General features: G+C 56.1%; 22 protein-coding genes. 13 read left to right on the top strand and 9 right to left on the bottom strand.

Going from position 1 to position 24,938, the window contains the following annotated elements; genetic code table 11:
* Positions 1-209: 209 nt before the first annotated feature.
* Positions 210-1,028: a sugar phosphate isomerase/epimerase family protein gene (locus tag ACI1P1_RS07420; protein WP_416215730.1), complete on the bottom strand. Its 819-nt coding sequence runs from the start codon at positions 1,026-1,028 to the stop codon at positions 210-212.
* 342 nt (positions 1,029-1,370) lie between these two features.
* Complete coding sequence (locus tag ACI1P1_RS07425) at positions 1,371-1,988, bottom strand: hypothetical protein (protein WP_416215731.1); 618 nt, start codon at positions 1,986-1,988, stop codon at positions 1,371-1,373.
* A 219-nt stretch (positions 1,989-2,207) separates the two neighbouring features.
* Here ACI1P1_RS07425 and ACI1P1_RS07430 point away from each other — a divergent pair, with 219 nt between their 5' ends.
* The 4 genes from ACI1P1_RS07430 (at position 2,208) to hydE (ending at position 6,631) form a co-directional block, all read left to right on the top strand.
* Positions 2,208-4,640: a heavy metal translocating P-type ATPase gene (locus ACI1P1_RS07430; RefSeq protein ID WP_416215732.1), complete on the top strand. Its 2,433-nt coding sequence runs from the start codon at positions 2,208-2,210 to the stop codon at positions 4,638-4,640.
* A 99-nt stretch (positions 4,641-4,739) separates the two neighbouring features.
* Complete coding sequence (locus tag ACI1P1_RS07435; protein ID WP_416215733.1) at positions 4,740-5,111, top strand: metal-sensitive transcriptional regulator; 372 nt, start codon at positions 4,740-4,742, stop codon at positions 5,109-5,111.
* A 48-nt stretch (positions 5,112-5,159) separates the two neighbouring features.
* Positions 5,160-5,360 carry a copper ion binding protein gene (locus tag ACI1P1_RS07440; protein WP_416215734.1) on the top strand — a complete coding sequence of 67 codons (201 nt, stop codon included), beginning with the start codon at positions 5,160-5,162 and terminating at the stop codon, positions 5,358-5,360.
* A gap of 212 nt (positions 5,361-5,572) precedes the next feature.
* The gene (gene hydE / locus ACI1P1_RS07445) at positions 5,573-6,631 is read left to right on the top strand and encodes a [FeFe] hydrogenase H-cluster radical SAM maturase HydE (protein WP_416215735.1); all 1,059 of its coding nucleotides are present in this window, start codon (positions 5,573-5,575) and stop codon (positions 6,629-6,631) included.
* Between the two features lie 671 nt (positions 6,632-7,302).
* Here hydE and ACI1P1_RS07450 read toward each other — a convergent pair.
* Positions 7,303-11,913, bottom strand: a complete 4,611-nt coding sequence (locus tag ACI1P1_RS07450; protein WP_416215736.1) for a polysaccharide lyase family 8 super-sandwich domain-containing protein — start codon at positions 11,911-11,913, stop codon at positions 7,303-7,305.
* 232 nt (positions 11,914-12,145) lie between these two features.
* On the opposite strand from ACI1P1_RS07450, the gene ACI1P1_RS07455 reads away from it, so the two are divergent.
* From ACI1P1_RS07455 to ACI1P1_RS07470, 4 genes are all read left to right on the top strand, one after another.
* Positions 12,146-12,481 (top strand): hypothetical protein, encoded by a 336-nt coding sequence (locus tag ACI1P1_RS07455; protein WP_416215737.1) that lies wholly within the window; start codon positions 12,146-12,148, stop codon positions 12,479-12,481.
* 269 nt (positions 12,482-12,750) lie between these two features.
* Positions 12,751-14,049, top strand: coding sequence for a hemolysin family protein (locus ACI1P1_RS07460; protein WP_416215738.1), 1,299 nt, complete (start codon positions 12,751-12,753; stop codon positions 14,047-14,049).
* A 526-nt stretch (positions 14,050-14,575) separates the two neighbouring features.
* A complete protein-coding gene (locus ACI1P1_RS07465) occupies positions 14,576-15,202 on the top strand; it encodes an FMN-dependent NADH-azoreductase (protein ID WP_416215739.1) in 627 nt (208 codons plus the stop codon).
* A 136-nt stretch (positions 15,203-15,338) separates the two neighbouring features.
* Positions 15,339-15,815 carry a DsrE/DsrF/DrsH-like family protein gene (locus ACI1P1_RS07470; RefSeq protein ID WP_416215740.1) on the top strand — a complete coding sequence of 159 codons (477 nt, stop codon included), beginning with the start codon at positions 15,339-15,341 and terminating at the stop codon, positions 15,813-15,815.
* Positions 15,816-15,880: 65 nt separating this feature from the next.
* On the opposite strand, the gene ACI1P1_RS07475 is transcribed toward ACI1P1_RS07470, so the two are convergent.
* Positions 15,881-16,465, bottom strand: a complete 585-nt coding sequence (locus tag ACI1P1_RS07475; protein WP_416215741.1) for an NAD(P)H-dependent oxidoreductase — start codon at positions 16,463-16,465, stop codon at positions 15,881-15,883.
* 137 nt (positions 16,466-16,602) lie between these two features.
* Between ACI1P1_RS07475 and ACI1P1_RS07480 the strand changes: the two genes are divergently transcribed.
* From ACI1P1_RS07480 to ACI1P1_RS07490, 3 genes are all read left to right on the top strand, one after another.
* A complete protein-coding gene (locus ACI1P1_RS07480) occupies positions 16,603-17,031 on the top strand; it encodes a MarR family winged helix-turn-helix transcriptional regulator (protein ID WP_416215742.1) in 429 nt (142 codons plus the stop codon).
* Between the two features lie 228 nt (positions 17,032-17,259).
* Positions 17,260-18,585, top strand: a complete 1,326-nt coding sequence (locus tag ACI1P1_RS07485; protein ID WP_416215743.1) for an MFS transporter — start codon at positions 17,260-17,262, stop codon at positions 18,583-18,585.
* Between the two features lie 112 nt (positions 18,586-18,697).
* A complete protein-coding gene (locus ACI1P1_RS07490) occupies positions 18,698-18,955 on the top strand; it encodes a metal-sensing transcriptional repressor (protein WP_416215744.1) in 258 nt (85 codons plus the stop codon).
* A gap of 45 nt (positions 18,956-19,000) precedes the next feature.
* Here ACI1P1_RS07490 and ACI1P1_RS07495 read toward each other — a convergent pair whose 3' ends face one another.
* Together ACI1P1_RS07495 and ACI1P1_RS07500 are read right to left on the bottom strand one after the other, a co-directional pair.
* Positions 19,001-19,252, bottom strand: a complete 252-nt coding sequence (locus ACI1P1_RS07495; protein WP_416215745.1) for a hypothetical protein — start codon at positions 19,250-19,252, stop codon at positions 19,001-19,003.
* 56 nt (positions 19,253-19,308) lie between these two features.
* Positions 19,309-19,644, bottom strand: coding sequence for a helix-turn-helix domain-containing protein (locus tag ACI1P1_RS07500; protein ID WP_416215746.1), 336 nt, complete (start codon positions 19,642-19,644; stop codon positions 19,309-19,311).
* Between the two features lie 530 nt (positions 19,645-20,174).
* Here ACI1P1_RS07500 and ACI1P1_RS07505 point away from each other — a divergent pair.
* Together ACI1P1_RS07505 and ACI1P1_RS07510 are read left to right on the top strand one after the other, a co-directional pair.
* Entirely contained in the window at positions 20,175-20,615 is a 441-nt protein-coding gene (locus tag ACI1P1_RS07505) for a hypothetical protein (RefSeq protein ID WP_416215747.1), read from the top strand.
* 133 nt (positions 20,616-20,748) lie between these two features.
* The gene (locus ACI1P1_RS07510; protein ID WP_416215748.1) at positions 20,749-21,210 is read left to right on the top strand and encodes a DUF420 domain-containing protein; all 462 of its coding nucleotides are present in this window, start codon (positions 20,749-20,751) and stop codon (positions 21,208-21,210) included.
* Positions 21,211-21,239: 29 nt separating this feature from the next.
* Here ACI1P1_RS07510 and ACI1P1_RS07515 read toward each other — a convergent pair whose 3' ends face one another.
* The 3 genes from ACI1P1_RS07515 to ACI1P1_RS07525 all read right to left on the bottom strand — a co-directional run bounded on the left by ACI1P1_RS07515 (position 21,240) and on the right by ACI1P1_RS07525 (position 24,427).
* Positions 21,240-21,404, bottom strand: a complete 165-nt coding sequence (locus ACI1P1_RS07515) for a hypothetical protein (protein ID WP_416215749.1) — start codon at positions 21,402-21,404, stop codon at positions 21,240-21,242.
* A gap of 129 nt (positions 21,405-21,533) precedes the next feature.
* The gene (locus ACI1P1_RS07520; RefSeq protein ID WP_416215750.1) at positions 21,534-22,430 is read right to left on the bottom strand and encodes a GNAT family N-acetyltransferase; all 897 of its coding nucleotides are present in this window, start codon (positions 22,428-22,430) and stop codon (positions 21,534-21,536) included.
* 107 nt (positions 22,431-22,537) lie between these two features.
* Positions 22,538-24,427 (bottom strand): rhamnogalacturonan lyase, encoded by a 1,890-nt coding sequence (locus ACI1P1_RS07525; RefSeq protein ID WP_416215751.1) that lies wholly within the window; start codon positions 24,425-24,427, stop codon positions 22,538-22,540.
* Between the last annotated feature and the right edge of the window lie 511 nt (positions 24,428-24,938).

A 24,938-nucleotide genomic window follows, 5' to 3' on the forward strand; every position in this document is an offset into this window, starting at 1 on the left:
GCGCGCTCGTCAGCAGAGCGGGTGCAACAGCAGGTGCACGTCCGTCAGCAGGGGTACACCCATCGGAAGGGTGTGCGCTCATCAGGGAGAGAGAGTGTCCCCCGCGCCAGTCGGCACTCGGCAGGAGCTCGCCCAACAGCAGGAGCGTCCCGCTCTGCTTGGAGGCTTTGCCGCTGCTGTGCCCGCCGTACCACCCCTCGGCGGTTCTTTTACACCAATGTGCCGAAATATTCGTAGCTCTTGCGGATGCCTTCGGCCTCGCTGCCCAGTCCTTCATACTCCAGCACATACGCGCCTTCGTAGCCGCGATCCTTCAAACGGCGGACAATCTCCGCCAGGTCCACATCGCCCAGACCCAGGCTGACACCTTCGAAGGAGGTCCCGGCCAGCGATTTATAACGCCCATCAGGCAGCCGCACAAAATCCTTGAAGTGCACATGCGCCACCTCGCCGATCAGCACATCCAGCGCCGTCAGCGGCTCCTCGTCCACCAGCAGGAAGTTGCCGGTATCGAAGGTGGACTTCAGATAAGGAGAATTCACTTTGTCCAGGATCGCCTTCACCTGTACGCCGCTTCCGGCAAGCTTGCCGTGGTTTTCCAGACAAAGGGTGATGCCTGCCTTGCCCGCCGCTTCTGCAGCTGCACGCAAACCCTCTACAATCCAGCCCAAGGCATTGTCGTAGGTTACATGTTCTGTCAGATTACCGGAAAATACCCGGATGACGTTCACACCCAGCGCCTGCGCTACCGGAATGGCATCCAGAATTTCCTGGAGGGCGGCTTGGCGCTCCTCGGCATTTTCCTTGGCGAAATCATTGGCCACAGCATAGCTGGAAGCCCGGATGCCTTTGCTCTTCAAGGCGGCTACCACAGTGGGCAGCTCAATAGCGGCATTTTTCCAGAATACATTCAACAGCTCAACCTGCTTAATGCCTTCCTTATTGCAAAAATCTACAAAGTCCAGTACGGTCCAGCCGTTTTCTCTCACGGTCCGGTGGACGCTCCACATGCTCAATGAAAGTTCCATCTGATCCTCCTTGGTCATTCCATGGGAAGTTTAGTGACGTTCATATTACAAGAGATGTATAGGAGTGATACCAACTATCTTTATTGTAGGAGAAGGGGTGGGGGAAGAACAGGGTAGACCGATGACCTTTTTTGGTAACTTGATGCGGATTGTGGCAGACCCTAAGCCGCAGCCCGCGAGGTCGGCAAAAAACCGCCGGCAAAGCCCGTTGTTATTGGGGCGGACAGCCAAAAAGCCTAAACCGGCTCACTGGAAAGCCGGTCCAGGCTCAAGCTGCGGAAGAAAAGGAACCTCTCCGGCGGATATGGCTGGACAACGAAGCAGAGACAGGAAAGGTACCGCTTACAGTTCAAGCTCCTGCAGGAATTCCGGGTCCAGCTGCTCGGACAGCCGTTGGGTAATCCGGATGTTCAGAGCCGAAATGACTGTGCTGTGAAGGGACTCGGGAAGATCCTTGCGCACCGCGTCAAACTGGTTGTGGACGATTACGTCCATTACCCGCGGAGCCTGGTATTCCTCCGCACTGTTCAGATAACGCTCCGAAGAGCTGAAAACGGTTTCCCCAATCGCTTGGCCGTTGCAGTAGTGGACCTCCTTGGCCACAGACTTCTGGACGATCAGGTTCCCTTTTGCTGTCAGGAAAACTTCCGTCAGGGTTGAGGGGTAGATGATGCCGCAGAAGTTGGGGTCGTTCAAATGTGTATTCTCATCTTGTTTTTTCTCGAAGTGGGCGATGCGCTTGCAGTAGACGCGTTTGACCTCCTCGAAACGGCGGAGGCGGAACAGCGTTTCCTTAAACCCCATGGATTCCAGTCTGGATTTGTTAATGTACGTGCGTAATGCGCCTGTCAAAAATAGGGATACCGGACGGCTGTCGCCTTGGGACAAGTCGATGGCCTTTACCAGCAGATCCCTGTCAATTTCCAGATCGGGACCGGACAGACTGGAGAGATACTCCATGGAACAATCCTCCATTTATACATAGGATAGGGCTTACAATCTCATTATAAGAAAAAATAGGGTGCTTTCCCCGGGAGAAAAATGATAATATCATGAAACTTTGCCCTTGCGATCTCCGCTTGCATAGGGGGAGGGGGTATGTTATGATGAATGTGTTGAAGATACCCCCACAGGGTATATTGGATCGTAATCACAAAGCAGGAATATGAGGTGATTCAGATGGAAACGACAGGAACAGCCCAAAGCTCCTTTCAGATTACAGGCATGACCTGTGCGGCTTGCGCTGCCAGAATCGAAAAGGGGCTGTCCCGGATGGACGGGGTTACCCAGGCTAATGTGAATCTGGCGCTGGAGCGGGCAACGGTTGCATATGATCCGGCCAAGGTGACCGCCGAGGCGCTGGAATCCAAGGTGGAGGCACTGGGCTACGGCATTGCCCGCCAGTCGGTGGAGCTGGACATCAGCGGTATGACCTGCGCTGCGTGTGCCGCCAGAATCGAGAAGGGATTGGCCCGGATGCCTGGTGTCACCAAGGCCAATGTGAATTTGGCTTTGGAAACGGCCCATGTGGAGTGGGGCGGAGAGCTCTCGGCGGAGGACCTGATCCGCAAGGTTACTCAGCTGGGGTATACCGCTTCCCGGAAGGAAGCGCAGGGAGGAGACCGGGAGGGCCAGCGCAAGAAGGATATCCGGCACAAACAGATTGTGTTCGGGATTTCGGCGGTTCTGTCGCTGCCGCTTTTATGGTCCATGGTGGGGCATTTCTCGTGGACCTCCTTCCTGTGGGTGCCGGATGCCTTCATGAACCCGTGGGTACAGCTTGTGTTGTCCTCTGTAGTTCAATTCTGGATCGGCTGGCCCTTCTATAAAGGAGCGGCCAAGGCTCTGTGGAACGGCAGCGCCAATATGGATGTGCTGGTGGCGCTGGGAACGTCGGCGGCCTATTTCTATAGTGTATACCTTACCGGGGTATGGGCGGCGGATGGCGGGAGTGCGCATCATATGCCGGAGCTGTATTTTGAGACCAGCGCCGTGCTGATTACCCTGATTCTTCTGGGCAAGCTCTTCGAGGCCATGGCCAAGGGCCGGACCTCGGAGGCCATCCGCACGCTGATGGGACTCCAGGCCAAAACGGCGCTGGTGATCCGGGACGGAGCCGAGCTGCAGGTACCCATCGAGCAGGTGGTGGCGGGAGACGTGCTGCTGGTGAAGCCGGGTGAAAAAATTCCCGTGGATGCGTTGGTGCTGGAGGGCAGCTCGGCGGTAGACGAATCCATGATCACCGGTGAGAGCATTCCGGTGGAGAAGGCGCCCGGGCACCAGGTGATCGGGGCAACTATTAACAAAAACGGGGCCCTAAAGGTCCGTGCGGTCAAGGTGGGCCGGGACACGGCGCTGGCCCAGATCATCCGGGTGGTGGAGGAGGCCCAAAGCTCCAAGGCTCCCATCCAGCGGGTGGCGGACAAAATATCCGGAATTTTCGTTCCCGTAGTGGTCGCTTTAGCGGCGATTACCTTCCTTCTGTGGTATTATGCCATTGCACCGGGAGAATTCGCCGGAGCGCTGGAGAAAGCCATCGCGGTGCTGGTTATCGCCTGCCCCTGTGCCTTGGGGCTGGCTACACCCACCTCAATTATGGCAGGCTCCGGACGTGCCGCTGAGGCGGGCATCCTGTTTAAGGGCGGCGAGCATCTGGAGCAAACCGGGCACATCGATACCGTTGTGCTGGACAAAACCGGCACCGTCACCCACGGCAAGCCGGTGCTCACGGATGTGATTCCCGCCCCGGGCTGGCAGGGCGGGGAGGATCTATTGCTCCGCCTGGCGGCCGCGGCGGAGAAGCCGTCGGAGCATCCCCTGGCCGAGGCCATTGTCAGGGGGGCGGAGGAGCGGGGGTTGGTTCTGGCCGCCGCCGGAGAGTTCGCCGCGGTGCCGGGCTACGGCATCCGCGCCACGATAGAGGATCGGCGTTTGGCCGTTGGCACCCGCCGTCTCCTGGAGGAGAGCGGCGTGGATTTTGGCGGCGCCGGCCGGGAGATGGAACGGCTGGAGCAAGCGGGCAAAACCGCCATGCTGGTGGCGGTGGACGGGACTTATGCGGGCGTCCTGGCCGTGGCGGACACCATGAAGGAGTCCTCCCGCGAGGCGGTGGACCGACTGTTGAAGCTGGGCCTGACCGTGGTGATGCTAACCGGCGACAATCAGCGCACAGCAGAGGCCATTGCCAAGCAGGCGGGGATTCCCCGGGTGCTGGCGGAGGTGCTGCCGGAGGGCAAGGCGGAGGAGGTCCGCAAGCTCCAGCAGGAGGGCCGCAAGGTGGCGATGGTAGGCGACGGCATTAACGATGCTCCGGCCTTGGCTACAGCCGACATCGGTATGGCTATGGGCACCGGCACGGACGTGGCCATGGAGGCCGCGGACATCACGCTTCTCCGGGGCGACCTGAACGGCATCGCCGACGCCATCTACATGAGCCGCAGAACCATGGGGAATATTAAGCAGAATTTATTCTGGGCTCTGGCTTACAACTCCCTGGGCATCCCTATTGCCGCCGCCGGGTTCCTGGCTCCTTGGCTGGCCGGTGCGGCCATGGCCATGAGCTCGGTATCGGTAGTGCTGAACGCTCTCCGGCTGCAGCGCATCAAGCTGTAACCCCTGTAGGAAACCGCCTTTTCTAAAGCATTCCCATAAAAAAAGCAGAGCCGCCCCGCTTCGGCGGACGGACTTTGCCAGAGAGGAGGCTCGAGTAAAATGGAAGACAAAATGAATCAGGACAGCCAAAACCACTGCAGCCCTTCACATGGAACGGGCCATGAGGGAGCGGGCTGCTGCGACTCCACCCAGCCCCGCAAAAGCCATCATTCCCAGGAGATGAAGTCCAGCCTCGTAAACCGGCTCAACCGGATTGAAGGACAGATCCGTGGTGTGAAGGGGCTGATCGAGAAGGATGTTTATTGCGACGATGTCCTGAACCAGATCGCGGCGATTCAGTCCGCTCTGAACGGAGTGGGCAAGCTGCTGCTGGAGGGCCATATGAAATCCTGTGTGGTGGAGCGTATTTTGGAAGGGGACAATGAGGTTCTGGATGAGCTGCTGATCACCGTCAACAAACTGATGCGGTAATTGAAGGTGGCAGCGATCAAATATAATTTTTCAAAGGAGAGATTGAACATGGCACAAGCAACTCTGAAGGTAGAAGGCATGTCCTGCAATCATTGCGTAAAATCCGTAGAGGGCGCCCTGCAAAATATCGGAGCCAAGGGCACGGTGGACCTGGCGGCCAAAACCGTCACCGTGGAATATGATGCGTCCAAGCTGGATGAAGCCGCATTGAAGAATGCTATTGAAGACCAAGGCTACGACGTAGTCTGAAACAGGTGAAAACAGGGAAGCAGCACTTGGCGGGAAAGCCGTCTGTGCTGCTTTTTTCTTGTATACGGACTTCTCCGATACTGGGTGTGAAAAGTTTCACAATAATATGATAAAAATCATATCTCCCGTCTCGCTTCCCGTGCTACGGTGGGGAAAAGAGACAGCCGGAGGCCTGTGCACCACATGGAGCGGCCGGCAAGGAGGATAACATCATGACGGATCTGCTGGATCAGCTGTTTGAGACCCATTCGCTTACCAAGGATGAGATTATAGATGCGCTCCGCATGATGGAGGACCCGCAGCATAAATCGCGGCTGTTCGATTATGCTAACCGAACCCGTCTTGCCCACTACGGGCCGCGGGTATTTATGCGGGGGCTGGTGGAATTCTCCAACTACTGCCGCCGGGACTGCATGTATTGCGGCATCCGCGCCGGCAACCGCAATGCGGACCGGTACCGCCTGGCCCCTGAGGATATCCTCGCCTGCTGCCGGGAGGGATATGAATTGGGCTACCGCACCTTCGTGCTCCAGAGCGGGGAGGATATGTGGTACACGGTAGACCGGCTTACGGATATTCTGGGTATGATCAAGGGGGAGTTCCCCGACGCCGCGGTTACGCTGTCCATTGGGGAACGCAGCCGCAGTGAATACGAGGCGTTGTACAAGGCTGGCGCTGAGCGGTTCCTGCTCCGCCACGAGACGGCCTCCCGGGAGCTGTATGAGTCTCTCCATCCAAACATGTCCTTCGATAACCGGATGGAATGCCTGCGTATGTTGAAGGAAATCGGCTACCAGGTAGGCGCCGGATTTATGGTGGGGCTGCCGGGACAAACCCTTGAGCATCTGGCGGAGGATTTGGATTTCCTCCACCGTTTCCAGCCGGATATGATCGGCATCGGTCCGTTTATCCCCCACAGTGATACCCCCTTGAAGGGTTCGAAGGGCGGCACCGTGGACAATACCTTGGTGATGGTTGCATTTGCCCGTCTGTTGGTGCCCAAAGCAAATCTGCCGGCCACCACAGCTATGGGCAGCCTGGACCCGCAGGGCCGGGAGAAGGCCATCAAGGCCGGAGCCAACGTGGTGATGCCCAACCTGTCTCCTACCTCTGTCCGGGAAAAATACGCCCTCTACGAGAATAAAATCTGCACCGGTGACGAAGCGGCCCACTGCCGCGGCTGCATCGAGATGCGTATCAAGGTCAGCGGCTTCGAGGTGGATATGGGCCGGGGCGATAGCCTGAACTGGCAGGAGCCTGTGGAGGCGTAGCGCAATTGCATATATTGGGCGGCTGCCCGTTTTCATTGCACCAAACAAACTGAAAGACCCGCACACGGCTGCGTTCTGCTGCCGGATGCGGGTCTTTTTATTAGCTGGGCCTATTTTGATGTGAGATGTGAGGGTGGGAGATGGGCGATGGGAGACGGCGACTGGCGAAACGTCCTCGACTATCCTCAACTGTTCTCAACTGTCCTCGACCGTCCTCGACCGTCCTCGATCGTCCGCTACAACCCGGAAAATCCGCCTGGATCCTCGAAATGTTCATCCACAGTAACTGTAACGGAACTGAGAAGCGCTTATAGGGAGAAAATCGGCTGGCTCCAGCGTTAACGGAACTGAGAGACTGTTAGATGGGATGTGAGCGGCCTTAAGGCTGAGTTTGCTTCTGTAAGAGCCTCTGAGTTCCGTTAAAATTCCAATAAGCCGATTTTACTTTTTTAAGAGTCGCTCAGTTCCGTAAGTGATCAGGCCGCGGGGTGTTAGTCAGCCTCATACGGACCAAACCGCGCGCGGTTGGAAGGATGCGGGCAAGCTGCGTAAGTAATCAGTGCCGTAAGCGGTCAGGCTGCGGAAGCGGGTAAGCCGCAGAAGGAAACAGGCTGCGTCAGTGAGCCGATGCGTTTAGAAGCAGAGGGAACACCATCAACGGTGTTCCTTTGTTACTGCTGCCGGTAGATCCGGTACAGCAGGACGGCAGCCTCGGCGCGGGTCAACGGGTCCCGGGGCCGAAGCAGGGCGCCATCTCCCTCGATCAGCCCGGCGTTGATGAAGGCGCCTGCTGCTTCGAGAGCGTAACCGGCCACCTGGGCCGAGTCTTCAAAGGCTGATAGCGGCTCTCTATCTGCCGGAGCGGAGGCGGCATGCGCTGTGAGCGCTTGGCCGCCCAAGGCCCGATAGAACAGCGCCATCATCTCCTGGCGACTGACGGACTCATCGGGGGCGAAACGGTTATTCTCCCGGCCTTCGATCCATCCGGCCGAGCGGGCTTGTGCTAGTGCTTCGTAGTAATACGCGGAGGCACTGACGTCGGCGAAGGGCTCTGCCCAGGCTGACGGATTAGCGGCGGCGGGTTGAAGCAGGCGGGTGAGTACCAGGGCCAGGTCCGCCCGGGTCAGCGGAGCCCCGGGATCGAAGCGCCCGTCTGTTCCGCCTTCGAAAAGCCCCTTAGCCGCCAGTACCTCCGCTGCTTCTTGGACCCATGAGTAGCTGCCCAGATCAGGGAAGTTTTTCGGTTCAGCCAGCACAACGGCAAATGTGCCCAAGTGAGCGGGACGGAACACGATGCTCTTGGTGTCCGCATCGTAGCGGCCGCTGGGTACGGGCACAGCCTTTCCTCCATCAGACAGCGCATAGACACCCAGGTAGCTTAACATGGATTGCTCGGCAGCCGCCGGTTCATAAGCCACAGCTAGTCTGACGGTGGTTTGTCCGCTGTCCCAGGACAGGGCTTTCCCGCCTGCATACAGGGTGAACTCCAACACCGGGCGTTTCCCGGTAAGGGTGGCCAATTGCAGGTTTGTTGTTTCGGGTGCCACTTTGGAAACGCTCAGGGTCACCGGCACGCCAATTGTTTGACCTTCCAGCATGTTGCCCGGCAGTGTCAGATCTACACCCGGGATTTCCACCCTGATGCGGCGGTCTGAACCGCCGGAGGTTAACGCTGCAGCAGGCAGCTCCAGCATATACCGCTCTGCTCCGGCTGCCTCCGCGATGCGGATAACCGTCTCCTTAACACCTGCCGGACCAGGGGGCGCTTGGCTGAAGGCTTGCTCCAGAAGGGCCGCCTCCACCTTGGCCAGAGCTTTGCCTTCCCCGGCCAGCGGCTGGGCGGCAATTTGCCCCTTCTCCAAAAGAATGGAGGATTGGGAGGACGCAGTGGTTTCAGAGGGAGTGGAAGCAGCGCTGCCACTGGTAGAAGAGCCGGAGCCGCTCTCCGAGCCGCTGCTGGAACCACTGCCCGATCCGGAGCCGCTGCCGGAACCACTGCCCGATCCGGAGCCGCTGCCGGAACCACTGCCCGATCCGGAGTCACTGCCGGAACCGCTGCCCGACCCGGTGTCGCTCCCCGAGCCGCTGCCCGTTCCGGGTTCGTTCCCGGAGCCGCCTCCGTTATCGCCGCCATCTCCACCTGCGGCTGCGCTCTTGAACACTGCTGTGAAGGTATGCCCCGCGGCTCCATCCGTTGCCGCCGTCAAGTGGACGCCGTCCGCATCCACCACTACGTCCACGCCTTCGTCCTTCTCCACCAGTTCCAGCCCCTCACGGGCTAACGTGATGGTGACGGAAGCCTGCTGCTGTGTGGGATCAGCTACGGACACCTTCACAGTTCCGCCGCCGCTTTCCTTCACCATCACGGCCGCCGGTTGAATGGCGGTGATGCTCTCTACCGTTCCCGCCTGCCAGAAATTAGCTGCAGTCAGCCCCAGCTTGCTCTCCTTTACGGCGTGAACAGCATTGTTGCTGCTGAGCACCTGCACATCGGGATGTGCGCTGTAGTCTGCAGTGGCGCCGGCGCTTTTGCCCGGCAGGAGCACATAGGAGTACCCGGCATTCTGCGGATTGCTCCCATGATTGAAGGCCAGACTCAGATAATTGCGGGTCCTGAGTGTGTCGGATTGAGTGGTGTTGATGTCCTTCCAGGCACCGGTTCTCGCTTCACGCAACCCGTTCACCGCCGGGGCTTCAGGGAATACATAACCAATGTCCGCCCCCGGCACATTGCCGGAGAGATGGGCCCATCGGGTGCCTTCCATCGTCTCCGACCAACCCAGGGACCCATCCTTCACAGTCCCGTTTACAGTCAGCGTGTTGCTGTTGTCGCCGGACAGCTTGCGGTTCTCCACAATGGTCTCCACCGTCCGGCCGTCCCCGCCGCTGATGCCGGAGCCAACAGCGACAATTTCGTCGTCGAAGGCGAACCAGGATTTTTTGCCGGCCAAGGAGCTTCCCGTGCTTCCGCTTAAGGAAAAGTCCATACCCGCTCCGCTGTACAGACTGTCCATGGTCACACCGCCTACCCAATTCTGCGGGTTATAATAGGCGGCCCAGGCTACCGGAGCCTGGTAGGAGCCGTCGGTGGTGGTACCGGCCAGGCGGTACGAATCCACGGTAGGCCAATAATCATCCATATATTGGGTCAGGTCACTGTTGTACAGGTAGGTCATGCCCAAGCCGGTGTACCAGCCCTTGAGATTCTCGCCGTTGCCGAACTCGAAGGCGGAAATCCGGTCGGAGAACATGGCCGTGGCGAAACCATAACCCTCCCGCAGGTTTACCACTCTGTCCATTCCGGCGAACACCTGGCTTTTCACCAGCTCGCCACGGGGTCCGGTGCCGGGGTCATCCATAATGGCCTTCAGCAGCACCATATCGTACAAGGACAATCCCGTATACGGATTTTCCACGGTAGTATCCGTAAGAAACCATTCCTTGACCATCCGCTTCATCTCCAGCGCCTGCCCGGCAGGGGCCGACTGGGCCAGCCTCAGGATGCAGAGAATGGTGGACTTGGCTTTGCCGCTGCTCTCCCGGGACATGCCCCGGCCATTGACAATATCCATCATCAGGCCCTTGTAGATCACCGGCTCGAAGGTGCTGGAAATCCAGTTGAACACATTGTTCACGTTAGGATCGGACACGGCCCATTTGGACCCTTTCAACAGATACATGATGTCCGCCGTATTGTTCAGCCATACGGAGCCGTAGCCGCCTGTGTAAGCGATGTTAAAATGCTGCACCAGAGAGCCGTCCTCATACACGCCGTCCCCTGACTTGGTGTAGATGTACTCCGGCCCGATGGCGGCGCTGCCCTGGACGATCTTGTATGGGGACTGGCCGACAATCCCCCGCACCGTAACGGCGACCGCCTTGTCCAAAAGATTGGCTCCCGTTTCCCGGAAGTCGTCGTTAAGGGACTTACGCTTCACCGGATCAGGCACAAACCGGTCGATGGCCCGGAGATAATTGGCGATCCGCACAGGACCCAGTTCATCGTACATCAGCACCATGGTATCCCCCAAGGCCTTGGGGATGCTGATCTCCCAGTGGTACCAGTTGTCGTAAATTTTGGCGATATTCTCGTTGTAGCGCTGGGCGTAAAGCCAATCCAGAGCGGAGATGATGTCATCCCGCAGCTGTATATCTTGATAGAGAGGCGACCCGGTGTAGGAATAGGCCAAGGCCATATTTTTGACCAGACCGAAGGTGTTGGAAAGCTGGGCGGACAAGGTGGTGGAGCTGTTGTCCTGCCACAGATAGGTCCGGTTGGCAGACTTGTTCAAGGTGTCCCAACGGCCTGTTCCGCCGGGATTGGTGATCTGGTAGACGGCGTTTATGACCGTCTCCTTCATGTCAGGATCGCCGGGATTGTACAGGCTGTTGCCTGTAAGCCGGTCATACCAGCGGAGCCTCAGGTCCGCTGTGGCGGCAATATCCGCAGGAGCCTCCACCACCACCGTGCATTCCGCGTACAACGCACCGTCCGGAGTAGCCGCCCGGACCACCGCCTCCCCCAGGGACAGGGCTGTTACCGCGCCGTATACCACCCCGGCCACCGTCGGATTGCTGGAGCTCCAGACCACGGTTTTGTCTGCGGCGTTGGCCGGCTGGAGAATGGGCGTAAGCTGAATTTGCCCGCCCTGCTGCAGCTCCAGGAAGGAATCCGGCAAGGCAATGCTTGTCAGTCCGTCAAATTGCACAAAAGAAGCGTCATCCAACCATACCACTCCCGTTCCCGTCTCGAACATGACTTCCACCCGGACATTGTTGGCAGTGGAGGGTACGGTAACGAACAGCTCCCGAAGGGTCCAGTCCGTTGTCCCCTTCACCGTTAAGGTGGGGCCGTTGCCGGTTTTGGTGCTGCCGTTGTAATAATACGTGCGGAATATGACGCCGCTGGAGGAAGTGACCTGATCCGTTTTCATCCAGATGCCCAGCTTGTAATTGCCGCCGGGCTGAACCGCCACACCTCCGTTAACGGACACGTTGGTGCGGGATTGTTTGGTCTGATCAATCTTCACCGAAGACTGTCCGCTGCGGTAAACCGCCTGATCCACGGATACCACTCCTCCGGCGGTGGCAAACCAGACGCCCCAGCCTTCAGGCGCTGCTCCGTTCAGCCAGGCCGAATTGGCCGCCGTTTCCTCAAAGCCGGGATTGGGAATCAAATTTTGACCCCCACTGCCGCCGCCGGCTTTGGCGGAAGGAACAATGCCGGGCCACATTCCGGCCACCAGGCTGATTGCCAAAAACAGGCATATTCTTTTGATCATGTCCCGTCCTCCTTTATACGTTAGAAGTATCATTTTCTATCATTGCGGAAGCGGGGGGCGGAAGACAATCGACGATTCATGCCTGCATCGTTGATTTTTTGTATCGGAGGTGCTGGCCCTGAAAAAATCCGTGTCATCCGGGCGGATGTCCATATCCTTCAAGCTGCAGTTCCATATAATGGGATGAACCCCTGGTATCCATGCACAACAGGGCAAAGGAGGCACAAGAGGTATGGAATTGATCAACCCCATTTGCGACGAAAAGCTTCGTCCCCATATGGGTAAACATGTGTGCGTTGTGCTGGTGGACGGCACCACCATCTACGGGACCCTGGACGGACTGAACGGCCAACAATTGATGTTGAAATCCTGCTTTGCGGGCGGCGAGGCTGTCTCCACCAACAGCACCAAAGCCAAGGCGCAGCTGACCAAAAAACAAAAAACCGCCCAAACCTCGGCATTAGGCGGTTATCCCTACGGCGGCGGCTTCGGGTACGGCGGCGGAGCTTGGGGACTGGATCTGGCTCTGATCGCGCTGCTCTTCGCCATTCCTTTCCTCTGGATCTGACGAAAGCAGCGGACCATATCGGCATTTCCTGCATAAACGGGCTTCCGGCCTCTTCAACCGGGCCCGTTTTTTGCCGTCCGGAGGGACCAAAAGCAGTACTAATTGCCAAGCCGAAAGGAATACATATGAAACTATCCGGAAGGTTAGGGACTGTTCTACAACCCGGCACAATCAGCTCCCGCATGGGTTATAAAAAAACAGCCCCGAGGAAATTTACTTGCAAAAAGGAGGTGGGCCTGCCGCTTGAATATTCAAGGGCAGGAGGGGTGTTGGATTCCGTTCCGTTGCCGCTTGGCATAAGCCTGCTGCTTGCGCTGCTTCTTGTGTTGATGAATGCCTTCTTTGCAGCGGCCGAAACAGCCATTGGCCGAACCCGGCCCGGACGGTTTCATGCGTTGAAGGAACTTGGATCTCTCTCTGGCCGGAGCGCCGGCAAAATCGGGGATAATCCGAAAGGCTTTCTGTTCGTTTGTCAAATGGGTGTCACCCTGGCCTCCCTCTGTATGGGGCTGTGGGGCGCGCTTGCTGTTGGTTCCCTATTGCAGCCGGTACTGGATTCCGGCATGCTGGCCGCATTAATCGGTATGGTTCTGGTGCTGCCGGTACATCTATTGGCCGGAGAGCAGCTGCCGAAGCATGTGGCCGCATCCAACCCGGAAAAAATGCTGCTCCATTGTGCGGTTCTTTTGACCTTCATTTACCGGATCGTTCATCCGGCCTATCGGCTGTTGACCGCCGGCTTCCGGCGAATTGCGGAAGGGGCGGGTATGGAGCCGGAAAAAAATGTGGAAGCCCTTCACAATAGCACCGACATCCGCCTTCTGGTGGAGGAATCCCGCGGCAACGGCTCGCTGGACCACACGGAGTTTACGCTGGTGCGCAATATTTTCAGCTTCTCGGAAACCAGTGCCCGGGAGGTGATGATTCCCCGTACGGAAATGGTCTGTCTGTTCGCCCAGCTCCCTTACCGGGAGAATATGGCCATTGCCCTGGAGGAACAGCTGACGCGGTATCCGGTATGCGACCCGGATAAGGATAATATTATCGGGTTTATCCATATTAAGGACTTGCTCCGCCCCGGTGTGGGGGAGAAGGACCTGCGCAGCGTCATCCGGCCGCTGATCAGCGTTCCGGAGACCATTCCCATCAGCTCCCTGCTGGGACTGATGCAGAAGCGCAAAACCCAGATCGCCCTGTTGATCGACGAGTATGGAGGAACCTCTGGTCTGGTGACCGCCGAGGATATTCTGGAGGAAATTGTCGGGGAAATCCAGGATGAATTTGATGAAGAGCGGCCTGCCGTGGAGGCGGCGGGAAACGATATATGGTCTGTGGACGGTCTTTTGCTTCTGGAGGAGGTGAATGAGCGGCTTGGCCTCAGCCTCATCTCGGAGGATTACGATACCCTGGGTGGGTGGCTGTACGCCCAGTTGGAAAGCCCGCCCCACCGGCACCAGCGCATCCGGACGGGTGGGTGTGAGCTGATGGTAGAGGAGGTGGACCATCTCCGCATTTCCCGGGTTTTGATCCGGCTCTATACGCAGGAGGAAGAAGGGGAGATCGCATAGCGGTCTCCTCTTGCTATCGAAACCTGGCCGGGGCTTTTGGCCAATTGGGCGTTGACCGTGAGGGTCAACGTTTTTTTGTTGAAGCCTTCACGGCCCGTCCGGGCGGACGCGGACTGCCGCAGTCGATACTGGTATCGCCCCGACTGAGCTACCGCCACCATCGCCACCACCATCGGCTGCTTCCTAACGAATCTCAGCAACGTTATTTTGCCAATCGCCTCTTTTCTCTGTACTAACGAATCTGTGGAAGCTTATTTCGCAGAAAGAAGCTCCCATTAGCCCGGTGACTACGAAATAACGCGGCTCAAATTCGTTACATGTTTCAACCGGGTGTTTTTGCCGAAATAAGCAGTCTCATATTCGTTAGAAGTTGGCGGGCCCGATTTGCAATTACGGCATGGTCGAGACCCCGATCACGCCGCGGTCACTTTTTTTCACTTTCTTTATTTACTTTTCTTGAAAATAATAAGCGTCTAATTGTATAATATAAAAAGCGATAATCATTTTCATTTAGGAGGCGTTATTTATGAGTTCTGTATTGTTCATTAAAGCCAATTCCCGCCCTGCCGATCAGTCTGTTACAGTTCAGTTGTATGAGGGCTTCCTGCAAGCTTACAAAGCAGCCCATCCCGGGGATGAAGTCACCGAGCTGGATCTGTTCCAAAACCCGCCTCCATACTACGATACCGTACATATGACCGCCATGTATAAACTGGCCAACGGTTACGGGCTGACAGAAGAAGAAACAGCGGCTGCCGCACAGGTGAACGGTTATCTGGATCAATTCCTGGCCGCGGATAAGGTGGTTATCGCCTTCCCGCTGTGGAATTTCTCCGCTCCGGCACAGCTGGTCAGCTATCTCCACTTCCTGAGCCAAGCAGGCAAAACCTTCAAATATACCCCGCAGGGACCTGTCGGTCTTGTGGGCAACAAAAAGGCCCTGCTGTTGAACGCCCGCGGCGGCGTTTATTCCGTGGAGCCCATGCAGTCTCTGGAAATGTCCTTGAGCTATGTCCGCAATGTCCTGAGCTTCTGGGGCATCACCGATATTGAAACCATCGTGATAGAAGGCCACAACCAGTTCCCTGACCGTTCCCAAGCCATCGTCAAGGAAGGCGTAGATCAGGCGGTTGAATTGGCGGGCCGGTTCTAACAGGCACGTCTTATAAGTAAAGCTCCTTTCCCCGCGGGGGAAGGAGCTTTTTGCCGTTCCGGCACATAAATGGACTGCAGAGGAGGGACCCTAACGGCATTCGTAAGCCAAAGGAAAAGAAGGAGCAAACGGACACATGGACAAAAAAATGAATCTGCTGATGTTCTCCGGCGAATACGACAAAGCCATGGCCGGCTTAATATTAGCCAATGCGGCCAAGGAAATCGGCGTGGATGTGACGATGTTCTTCGCCTTCTGGGGGTTGTGTCTGGTGCGGGACCCGGAGCATATGACCCTGGAGGACAAAACGCTCTACGAAAAAATGTTTGCCATGATGACACCCAAAGGGCCGGACCAGCTGCCTCTGTCCCGGATGAACTATGCCGGCTTGGGCAAGCACATGCTGGAGGAGATGCTGAAGGACGATGAAGCGCCGCAGCTGATCCATTTTTTGAAGGGAGCCCGGAAGAAGCACATCAAGTTTTATGCCTGCCGCCTTTCGGTGGAGGTGATGGGCTTTAAGCCGGAGGAGCTTCTGCCCGAGGTGGAGATAATCGATGCCAAAACCTATCTGAAGGACGCGCTGGATTCGGATATGCAGCTGTTTATCTGACAAAATATATATGGGGTGCTTGCCGGGACGTTGTCACCGGGGCGCCCTTTTGTTTATGGGATTATTTATTGAACCGTGCGGAAATACCGGTACACCCGCTCCAGCTTCGCCTGTTGTTTGCCCTTGGGGCTCTCCATACTCCCGAATTGGAAAAACCTCACGTCCTTCATGCCGACATAGTTAAACAGCGCTTTGCGCATCAGCATTTTGTGGGCGTTATTCAGCCACAGGCGCAGGTACAAGGCCGGTCCCATCATGGTGGAAATGCAAACAACAGACTTTCCCTTCAGCAGCCCCTCCGGAAGCAGTCCGCCATTGGACCGGTACCCAAAGCCGGAAACAAAGATCCGGTCGATAAAGCCCATCAGCATGGCCGGCGGCCGCCCCCACCAGATGGGATAGATGAATACAATTTTGTCCGCCCACCGGATATTGTCCCAATAAGGAACCAGCTCCGGGTCCTTGTCCAGATCCCGCCTGCGCTTCTGCTTGTTGAACACCAGCACCGGATTGAACCCCTCCCCGTACAAGTCTGTTACCCGGACCTCCTCAATCTTCCCGTTTTCTCCTGCTCCTTTTATCACCTGCTGCAAAAAAGCGCCGTTCAGACTTTCATGATTGGGATGGGTGTAGATAATCAGCAGCTTCATGCCGTTCACTCCTTTTCATTATCATTGGATAACTAAAAGGTAGCATGGGAAACACATTGTTGTCAAATGATAATTATAAATTGATAATTGTATATAGATAAGTAATTTGGTATGGTGTCAGTAAGTGAGGTGATCCCATGGACAAACATGAATTGTTCCGGCAGTTTGTTGTTTTTACGGCGGCTGTCCATCAAATAACCGAGGAGCTGACCCAGGGGGTACGGTCCGAGGACGTTACCCAGGCCCAATATAAGATTCTGGAGTATATCTCCATCAAGCAGCCGCTTACCTTGAGTGAAATCAGCAGCTGCATGCATATGTCCCTGCCTAATACCAGCCGGGAGCTGAGGAAGCTGACGGAGAAGGGGCTTTGCCAGAAGATTACCGATCCGGAGGACCGGCGCAAGCAGCTTTTCCGCCTAAGTGAAGCAGGAGAAGAGATGATGGGGCAGGCATTCCAGCGGATTGAGGAGCGGTTTGCGGCCCATATAGGAGGCATCGGGGACAGTGAGCTGGAGGAGATTGGGGCAGCCCTGAAGCTTCTGCAGGATAAGGTGTTCCGCTAGGGAGTGTCTTCATCCCCTAAGCCCTAAGACCACGGGAGGAGACTCCCGGTCGGGCTTAAGGAGCAGGCTGGAGAAGCCCGCGGCTGTAGAGGGAGGTTCAGCGGAAGGAGGAGGCAGATATGACTTATTTTGTGACTTCCGCCATGACTGTTATCACTACGAGGAACCGCATCTGGCGCGTATAGTGAAGCTATTGTTTTATTACCTATGCAAAGCAGGTGTGTGTTCATGAAAGACTTATTCAAGAATCCCAGGTTTATCAAGCTATTTGCTGCGGGAGTCACGTCCCAGTTGGGCAATACCATCGGGAATATGGCGCTGGCGTTCTTTCTGCTGGACCGTTTCTCCACCCAACCCTTCTATGCCACTCTGGCGGAGCTGATGTATTCCGCACCGACGCTCCTGGTTTTCTTCCTGGTGGGAGTTCTCGCCGACCGGATGGACCGCAAGCGGATCTGCGCCTACAGCGACTGGATCCGGGCAGGCCTGACAGTGGGGCTGTTGGGAGCTGTGACGGCAGGCTGGATGCCGCTGGTATTTCTCGTGTTATTTATCCGGAGTGCCGTCGGCAAATTCTTCTATCCTGCTCAATCGGCCCTGATGCAGAGCATTCTGAAGGAAGAGCATTACACCACGGCTGCGGGTATGAATCAGATGGTATTCAGCCTGTTTATGCTGTTCGGAACCGGACTGGGGGCTTTGGCTTATCATTACATCGGCATCCAAGGAGCCGTTCTGGTGGACGGTCTCGGATTTCTCATATCCGGGGTGCTGATCCAGTCCATGCGGATTGAAGAGAAGGACCGGCTGCCTAACGGCCGCACACGCTGGAAGGATATCGGGCTGCCGCTGATCGTGGAGGATTTCCGCAAGGGCATCGGGTATATCTGGACCAATAAGCTGCTGCTGGCGCTGATTACCGGCTTCTTTATGCTTGGTTTCATTAACGGATCCTTTGCGGTGCTGCCGATGTTTACCATGAAATACAAGCTGGCTCCTGACGATTATCAGCGCTACAGCTCGCTCTTTTCCATTTTCCTGGGGATCGGTGTTTTTCCGGGTAGTCTGGCAGGGGCTTGGCTGATCCGCAAATGGGGGTTTATCCGGATCATGATAGCAGGTCTTCTGGCATCGGGGATTGTGGGGGTGGGAATGCTCTTCGCAACCAACGTCTGGGTGTATCTGGCGGCTACGACTTGTGTTGGCCTTACTATTGGTCCGCTGAACGTAGCCATTGGAGGCTGGATGCCCCGGATTATTGATTCCGGCATCCGCGGCAGAGTCAACGCCTGGACCGACCCTATTATGATGGCATCGCAATCGGCTGCTCTGGGTCTGATTGCCGTACTGTTCCCGAAATATATGACGCTAGAGGCCGCTTATACGGCGGTGGGCGTCTGTCTGATATTGACGGCAGCCTTGTACCTGTGGAAGCTGCCGCGGCTGGCAGCCAGCCAAGGGGGCTGGAACGCCGGCCGGGAGACAGCCGGTGCCGTCCCGGAAAACAGCGGAGCTTCACTGGCCGGTGTCTCCTCTCTGGAGGAAACGCTGTAAAACGCAGGCTGGCGTGAAAACGCAGGATTGCAGTTGCATCCCGGCCCATCCCCACCCATAATATACCTATACAGGTATGATGTCTGATTATAGAGAATGGGAGGATGCCGGGATGAAATTTGACGATGACGTGAAGAAGCGGCTGAAGCGGATTGAAGGCCAGGTCCGTGGTGTGCTCAAAATGATGGAGGAGGGGGAGTCCTGCAAGGATGTGGTCAGCCAGCTGGTGGCTGTCCGCAGTGCCGTGGACAAAACCGTAGCCTATGTAGTGGCCTCCAATCTGGAGAAAACCCTTCTGGAGGAAAAAGCCGGGAGCAAAGCCAATAAGGCTGTGAAGGATGCCGTTGATCTGCTGATCAAGAGCAAATAATGGCCAAGTAACATTGGCCAAGCAGCAACAGGAGGAGGAAGCAGGTCAGTCGCCCCCGCCGCCTCCTCCGCAATCGCCTCCGCCTGAATCCGACGAGCCGCCATCATTGCTGCAGCTATCGCCGCCCCAATGGCTGTCGGAATCACTGTGGCGATGGCCGCTGTCATAAGAATCTCCTCCGTGGTAGAACCCGGAGGATTCCCCGCCGCCATTGTAATACCGGTTCCTGGCGTTTGTTCTTCGGCCCGCGAATACCGCCCCCGCAATAATCACCATCAACACTACAAAAAATCCCATGGCTGCTCCACTCCCATCTCTATATGATTGCAAGCATGGATGTCAGCACCGGGCTGTCACAAGACATCGGCGCTTTTTTGCTTGTCCAGCTTCCATTTGGTAAAGGCAAGGAATTCCTCCAATTGCTCCTTGGTGACGCCGCTTTTGCGCGCTTCCTGAAGAATCGCCACCCAATCCGCATCCAGCGGCTCCTCGTCATGATGCTGCAGCAGGTCCTGGGGAGCAACCCCCAATACCGCAGCCACCTTCTCAATAAACGAAATGGAGGGGTTTTTCTGAATGTCCCGTTCAATGGTGCTGAGATACGATTTTGCCACGCCCGCCCTGTCGGCCACATCCGACAAGGACAATCCCCGTTCCAGGCGGAGCTTCTGAATCCGTTTCCCGATCATAGCTGATGCCTCCTCATGCTGTTACCAAGATGGTTACAGTATACCATAATTGTTCGTTTTGGAGAACTACCTTCACTGGAAAAAGGAAACCGTCTTTTCCGGCTGAATTTCCTTCATTGACAAAATTCTGTAACAATTTTATAGTTATCCGTGAAGGAGATTATTCAAATTATCAATTTAGAATAATTCATTATTCGGTCGGTTGTACAGATTTTTTCACCTTTTTCGGCAAAATTTTCGGATAATAATTTTTTCTTCCCATAGGCAGAGAATCCTGTTGGTCAATTAAGGCCGGCAATAATTCCAGAAGCGGCAGCGGCAGGTGCTTTTTGGACTGTTTTTCCTATCCGGCGCGTTAGATGATTATTTAGTCCCGGTATCCTCTGCGCCGGTATCGGAGGGGGACGTTTCCTCCGACTTTGATGAAAGCCTCTTCCTTTTTTCCATTTGGCGGGAGCAAGAGAGTTCGTTTTGGGAAACAGCCGTCAGGAAAAAGGCTGTTAACCGGCTCATATTGGAGGAAAGGCGGGATGGTTGTGAGCCTCGAGCATAAAAACAGGGAAGAGTCTGCAGGCCCGCAGATAGCGGTGCAGACAATGGCTGCGGCAATGGAGGGTCAGGTTATGGAATGGGGTGGCGGAACGGTGGGAAGGGAAAGGGAGAAGCTGGCTGCCTCCGGCTTTCCCCCGGACACCCGTAAGGAAACGGGCAGCCGTATTCATCTGTTTTCCTTCACGGTTTCTGTGCTGCTCACCGTTCTGGCCTTCGGGGCCGCTCTGTACGGAGAGCTGCCGGCGGATCTGCTAGTGCCGTTTTTGATGCTTATGGCTGCACTCCAGCTGTTTCTGCAGCTGATCCATTGGACGCGGCTGAAAAGCCGGAACGACCTCTTATCTATCCTCAGCCTGGCCTTTGGAACCATTCTCACACTTGTCGCCATGGGGGCGGCGTTGTATTGGGTTTGGATCTGAGACTGGCGTGCGGCTTCATGAAATGGTATCGTTAGGAAAGAAGGGAAGGCGCCTGTCCCGGAGGGTGTGTAAGCAATCACAGCCTCGGCAGCGCTGCCCTACTTTTCATGAAACGGACGGGGATCATTCGGATATGGAAAATGTGCTTCCGACAATATGTACACTGCTGATCGCCATTAGCGCCACTTTCGTGGGATTTGGCTGGTATGCCATCGTGAAGGGCCGCCGGGAGCGGCACCAGAAGCTGATGCTTTGGGGCGCCGCGACGGCTCTGTTGTTTTTCCTTTTATATGTGGGGCGGACTGTGTTTGTGGGGAATACCTCGTTCTCTGAGGAAGCGCCGGTTTGGGTGAGGGATGCATACTACGTGTTCCTGCTGTTCCATATTGTACTGGCGACGGTGGCCGGTGCCTTCGGGCTTGTCACCTTGTACCAGGCCTACAAGAAGAATTTCGTCCGGCACCGGAAGCTGGGAAGAATTGCCGCTGTTCTGTGGCTGTTCACCGCCCCCACCGGGATTATGGTCTATGTGCTCCTGTATCTGCTGTATCCGGGCGGCGCCACCAAACCAATGATTGACGCCATTTTCCGGTAAGCCCATCGCCTGCGAAATGCGGTTTTCGGCTATTCTTCCTTGTCCTTCTTGTCCAGGCCCTTCACTTGGGAGAAGATAACCGCGAACAGAATGCCCATGGAAATCCCCAAAGCGGCATTCTTTAGAACCATGCCAAACAGAAGACCAAAGGATACACCAAAAGGAATAGCAAGTGCCAACGATTTTTTCTGCATAAGCTCCTCCTCCTTTTTATGACATACGTATTTGGAAGCAGGAGGGTTTCACAAAAATGACACAAGTTCAAAAAGCCCCCGCCAATAGTAGCGGAGGCTTTTTGTTTAGAGAGCCAAACCTTAACAGACTTACGGGGCCTGATAATAATCCATCACGGACATTTCCTGAAAGCCGCAGGAGGTGTAGATGTGCAGCGCGTTGGCATTTTTGGCTTCCACATCCAACTCCGCTTCGGGAATATTCCGTTCCCGGATCAGGTGCAGCGCTTCCCGCAGCGCCGCCTTGCCGAAGCCTTGACCCCTCAGCTCCGGCACAATGCCGAAGCCGCTGATAAAGGCGGATGAATCGGCATAGGTGATTTTGATCCGGCCGATATCCGTTCCGTCCCGCTCTATCAGATAGGTAATCTCATTGCGTATTTCCTCTTCCTCCGGAAGAACATTCTCCTCCCCGATTCCGCCGAAAATCGCCACATCCAGCCGCTCCAGCCCCGGTACATCCCCATTGTTGGCCTTCCGCAGCGTCACCAGACCTGAACGCTCCGCCGCAGGCTGCCCTCGCAGCCGCATGCGGTACTCCGAGAAGTCATACACCCCGCGGACCGAGCGGATAAAACCCTGGCCGGATTCGGATTTCCCGTCGGACAGAAGCAGAATTTTGTCGAAGCTCCGTTTACCGCATTCCTCCAAAGCCAATCCGCAGAGCCGGGTGAAAATCCCCTTCCTCCGGTAATCCGGATGGGTCATGCCGTTGAGCTCGGCAGCATTGCCGCCAAAGCTGGCGATGCCCAGATAGGACACCAGCTCTCCGTCTGCATAGTACAGGAATTCGTTCAGCTCCTTAATGCCGGGTTCGGCGGATTTGGGGCGGTGCAGCCGGTAGTCCGTCTCCAGCTTCAGGTTAGTGCCGTCCTGGCTGTGGCAGATCGCCTCCAGCCGGTTAATCTCCGCAAATTGCGTGTGGGTAATATATTGTTTGATGACGATGCTGTCATTGCGGACCGCTTCGTTTTCGTTACCATTCATGCGCATTCTCCTTTCCCTTGCCCGATAAGCATAGTATGGCAAAAGGAAGAAGAAAAGAGGCGAGTTCCGTTTTAATAAAAATTGCCGTTAGGGTTTGCAAACACAGCCTAGGGAACGGTGTAGATATTCGGCTGGGTGACAGCGCCCATGCCGTCTCCCAAATAGAAGCTGGTATGCGGCGGCTGGTTATATGCTACATTCTGCCAAGCCACACCCAGACGGTAGATGGGATCATGCATCAAGGTATAAATCTTGTTGGTCGTTACCGCTGTAGTAGTGTAAACCCGCAGCGCGCTGCTGTCGGCTGTCCGCCAGATGGCTTCCTCTCTCCAGTCGCCCAGGAGATCGGCCTGCAGGGAGGGGTTGCCCTTGGTGCCGTTGTTGGAGCTGGTGCCGGTAGCCGTCAGCAGGTTGCCGGTGGTTTTGGCGGTGTAATTCCACTTATCGATTTTGCCCACATTGGAGCTGTGGTCCAAGAGCTCACGAAGCAGATCGCCGTCCCACCAGATCCCGAAGTTAATGGAGGAGGGAATGGTTGAGCTGATCAGCGTGCCTGTGGCCGAGCGCAGGCCAACTCCGTTGGAGGCCCACACCTCCTCACCCTTGTAGGTGGGATCGATATCGGCGGACATGCCGCGTCCCGTATCGGCGCTGGTTTTGACACCCCACAGCACGGTGCCGTTTTTGGCGTCGAACATATACGCACCGTAGGCCGCCGAGGTGTTTTCATTCACCTTAAACACCTCCAGGCCTGCCCGGTCCGGGTTCAGGTCGCCCATATGCATCGCATCCCCATGGCCCATGGCGGTGTTATACAGCTTGGCCCCGTTGTCGTCAATCGTCAGGGCGCCGTATACAATTTCATCCTTGCCGTCTCCGTCCACATCGCCGACGCTGAGGTTATGGTTTCCCTGCCCGGCGGTACCGGAGTTGGTGGAGCTGTTGCTGTCGAAGGTCCACTTGCGGGTCAGGGTATTGTTCCGCCAGTCATACGCCACCACTACGGAGCGGGTGTAATAGCCCCGGGCCATAACGATGCTGGGATGTACCCCATCCAGATAAGCGACACAGGCCAAGAAACGGTCTACCCGGTTGCCGTAATTGTCGCCCCAATCGGAGACATTGCCCCGGGCAGGCAGGTAATCCACGGTGGTAAGGGCTTTGCCGTTGGTGCCGGAGAATACTGTCAGGAATTCCGGGCCGCTCAGAACATAACCGCTGGAATTCCGGTAATCCGCGGAGGCGCTGCCGATGACCACACCTGTGCCGTCCTTGGTGCCGTCCGCTGTTTTGCAGACCACCTCGGCTTTGCCGTCCCCGTCGAAATCATACACCAGGAACTGGGTGTAATGGGCCCCGGCCCGGATATTCTTGCCCAGGTCAATGCGCCACAGCCGGGTGCCGTTCATTTCGTACGCGTCCAGATAAACATTGCCCGTGTACCCGGATTGGGAATTGTCCTTGGAGTTGGAGGGATCCCACTTGAGGATGATTTCATAGTCGCCGTCCCCATCCAGGTCACCCACGCTGGCATCGTTGGCATTGTAGGTATAAGCGACACCGTCAGGGGTAGTGCCGCCGGCCGGCTTCTGAAGCGGGATATCCAGATAATTGTTGGCCCACACGGTGACGGTAGGCGAGGCGGCCTGTTCGGCGCCGTTCACCACTGCCTTCACATAATAGGTGGAGGAGGCGGTGCCTCCGGCATCCTGATAATTGGTGCTGTTGGTGATGGGGGCGGAGTTCAGCTTGGTGCCATTGCGGTATACGTTGAAGCTTGTATTGAGAGCTTCCGTTCCCAGAAGGCGCCAGCTTACAAAAACACCGCCGTTTGCTTGTACAGCTACCAGTCCCCGGTTCAGCTTTTCCATCTGCCGGGCGCTTGCGGCGGATACCGGCTGGGGAGCGGGACTTAGTCCCAAGGGGATCAGCAGGGCGGCGGCAAGCAGAAGACAGCCTGCTTTCCGGGGGTTCAACCATTGGCGCAATTTCATCATAATTCCTCCTTTGTTTTTTGAAGTAAGCGATTACAAAAATTCCGGTTGAGCAGAACGTGGCTGATTGCAGCCTCCTTTCCGTGAGGTTGTGGGAATATATGGATTTTCTTGTTGTATACCCCTAGTATAGGGAAAATGGGAAATATTGCATTCTAAAAAACCGACATTATTGTTTAAAAATCAGGGATACTCGTCCAAATTTAGGGTTTTAATGTCAAAAATATGCTATGTGATCAGGCGATGCGTTGGGCTGGATGGTGTAACGGAACTCAGTGACTCTTACAGCGGAAATTGGCCCTGCTGCAGATTTAACGGAACTGAGAGGCTGTTAGAGGAGGGGGGAGACGCCAAGCAGCGCATTTTTCAGCTCTAAGGATCAATCAGTTCCGTTATAGAGCAAAAAGTGTGATTTTGGAGCGCTAAGAGCCGTTGATTTCCGTTAGCGCATGGAGGAGTAGAGTTAGCTTGGCGAGTGTAAGTGAGGGAGGCGGTTAGCGTATGATTTGGAGGA

The sequence above is a fragment of the Paenibacillus mesotrionivorans genome, from assembly GCF_046098205.1.
GTDB lineage: Bacteria > Bacillota > Bacilli > Paenibacillales > NBRC-103111 > Paenibacillus_AR > Paenibacillus_AR mesotrionivorans.

Bases quoted from the DNA above. Each gene is read 5' to 3' on its own strand.
- ACI1P1_RS07525 (WP_416215751.1), bottom strand. From the start codon at position 24,427: ATGATGAAATTGCGCCAATGGTTGAACCCCCGGAAAGCAGGCTGTCTT.
- ACI1P1_RS07430 (WP_416215732.1), top strand. From the start codon at position 2,208: ATGGAAACGACAGGAACAGCCCAAAGCTCCTTTCAGATTACAGGCATG.
- ACI1P1_RS07515 (WP_416215749.1), bottom strand. From the start codon at position 21,404: ATGCAGAAAAAATCGTTGGCACTTGCTATTCCTTTTGGTGTATCCTTT.
- ACI1P1_RS07465 (WP_416215739.1), top strand. From the start codon at position 14,576: ATGAGTTCTGTATTGTTCATTAAAGCCAATTCCCGCCCTGCCGATCAG.
- ACI1P1_RS07470 (WP_416215740.1), top strand. From the start codon at position 15,339: ATGGACAAAAAAATGAATCTGCTGATGTTCTCCGGCGAATACGACAAA.
- ACI1P1_RS07425 (WP_416215731.1), bottom strand. From the start codon at position 1,988: ATGGAGTATCTCTCCAGTCTGTCCGGTCCCGATCTGGAAATTGACAGG.
- ACI1P1_RS07500 (WP_416215746.1), bottom strand. From the start codon at position 19,644: ATGATCGGGAAACGGATTCAGAAGCTCCGCCTGGAACGGGGATTGTCC.
- ACI1P1_RS07435 (WP_416215733.1), top strand. From the start codon at position 4,740: ATGGAAGACAAAATGAATCAGGACAGCCAAAACCACTGCAGCCCTTCA.
- ACI1P1_RS07510 (WP_416215748.1), top strand. From the start codon at position 20,749: ATGGAAAATGTGCTTCCGACAATATGTACACTGCTGATCGCCATTAGC.
- ACI1P1_RS07440 (WP_416215734.1), top strand. From the start codon at position 5,160: ATGGCACAAGCAACTCTGAAGGTAGAAGGCATGTCCTGCAATCATTGC.
- ACI1P1_RS07450 (WP_416215736.1), bottom strand. From the start codon at position 11,913: ATGATCAAAAGAATATGCCTGTTTTTGGCAATCAGCCTGGTGGCCGGA.
- ACI1P1_RS07485 (WP_416215743.1), top strand. From the start codon at position 17,260: ATGAAAGACTTATTCAAGAATCCCAGGTTTATCAAGCTATTTGCTGCG.
- ACI1P1_RS07495 (WP_416215745.1), bottom strand. From the start codon at position 19,252: ATGGGATTTTTTGTAGTGTTGATGGTGATTATTGCGGGGGCGGTATTC.
- ACI1P1_RS07455 (WP_416215737.1), top strand. From the start codon at position 12,146: ATGGAATTGATCAACCCCATTTGCGACGAAAAGCTTCGTCCCCATATG.
- hydE (WP_416215735.1), top strand. From the start codon at position 5,573: ATGACGGATCTGCTGGATCAGCTGTTTGAGACCCATTCGCTTACCAAG.
- ACI1P1_RS07505 (WP_416215747.1), top strand. From the start codon at position 20,175: ATGGTTGTGAGCCTCGAGCATAAAAACAGGGAAGAGTCTGCAGGCCCG.
- ACI1P1_RS07475 (WP_416215741.1), bottom strand. From the start codon at position 16,465: ATGAAGCTGCTGATTATCTACACCCATCCCAATCATGAAAGTCTGAAC.
- ACI1P1_RS07490 (WP_416215744.1), top strand. From the start codon at position 18,698: ATGAAATTTGACGATGACGTGAAGAAGCGGCTGAAGCGGATTGAAGGC.
- ACI1P1_RS07420 (WP_416215730.1), bottom strand. From the start codon at position 1,028: ATGGAACTTTCATTGAGCATGTGGAGCGTCCACCGGACCGTGAGAGAA.
- ACI1P1_RS07480 (WP_416215742.1), top strand. From the start codon at position 16,603: ATGGACAAACATGAATTGTTCCGGCAGTTTGTTGTTTTTACGGCGGCT.
- ACI1P1_RS07520 (WP_416215750.1), bottom strand. From the start codon at position 22,430: ATGAATGGTAACGAAAACGAAGCGGTCCGCAATGACAGCATCGTCATC.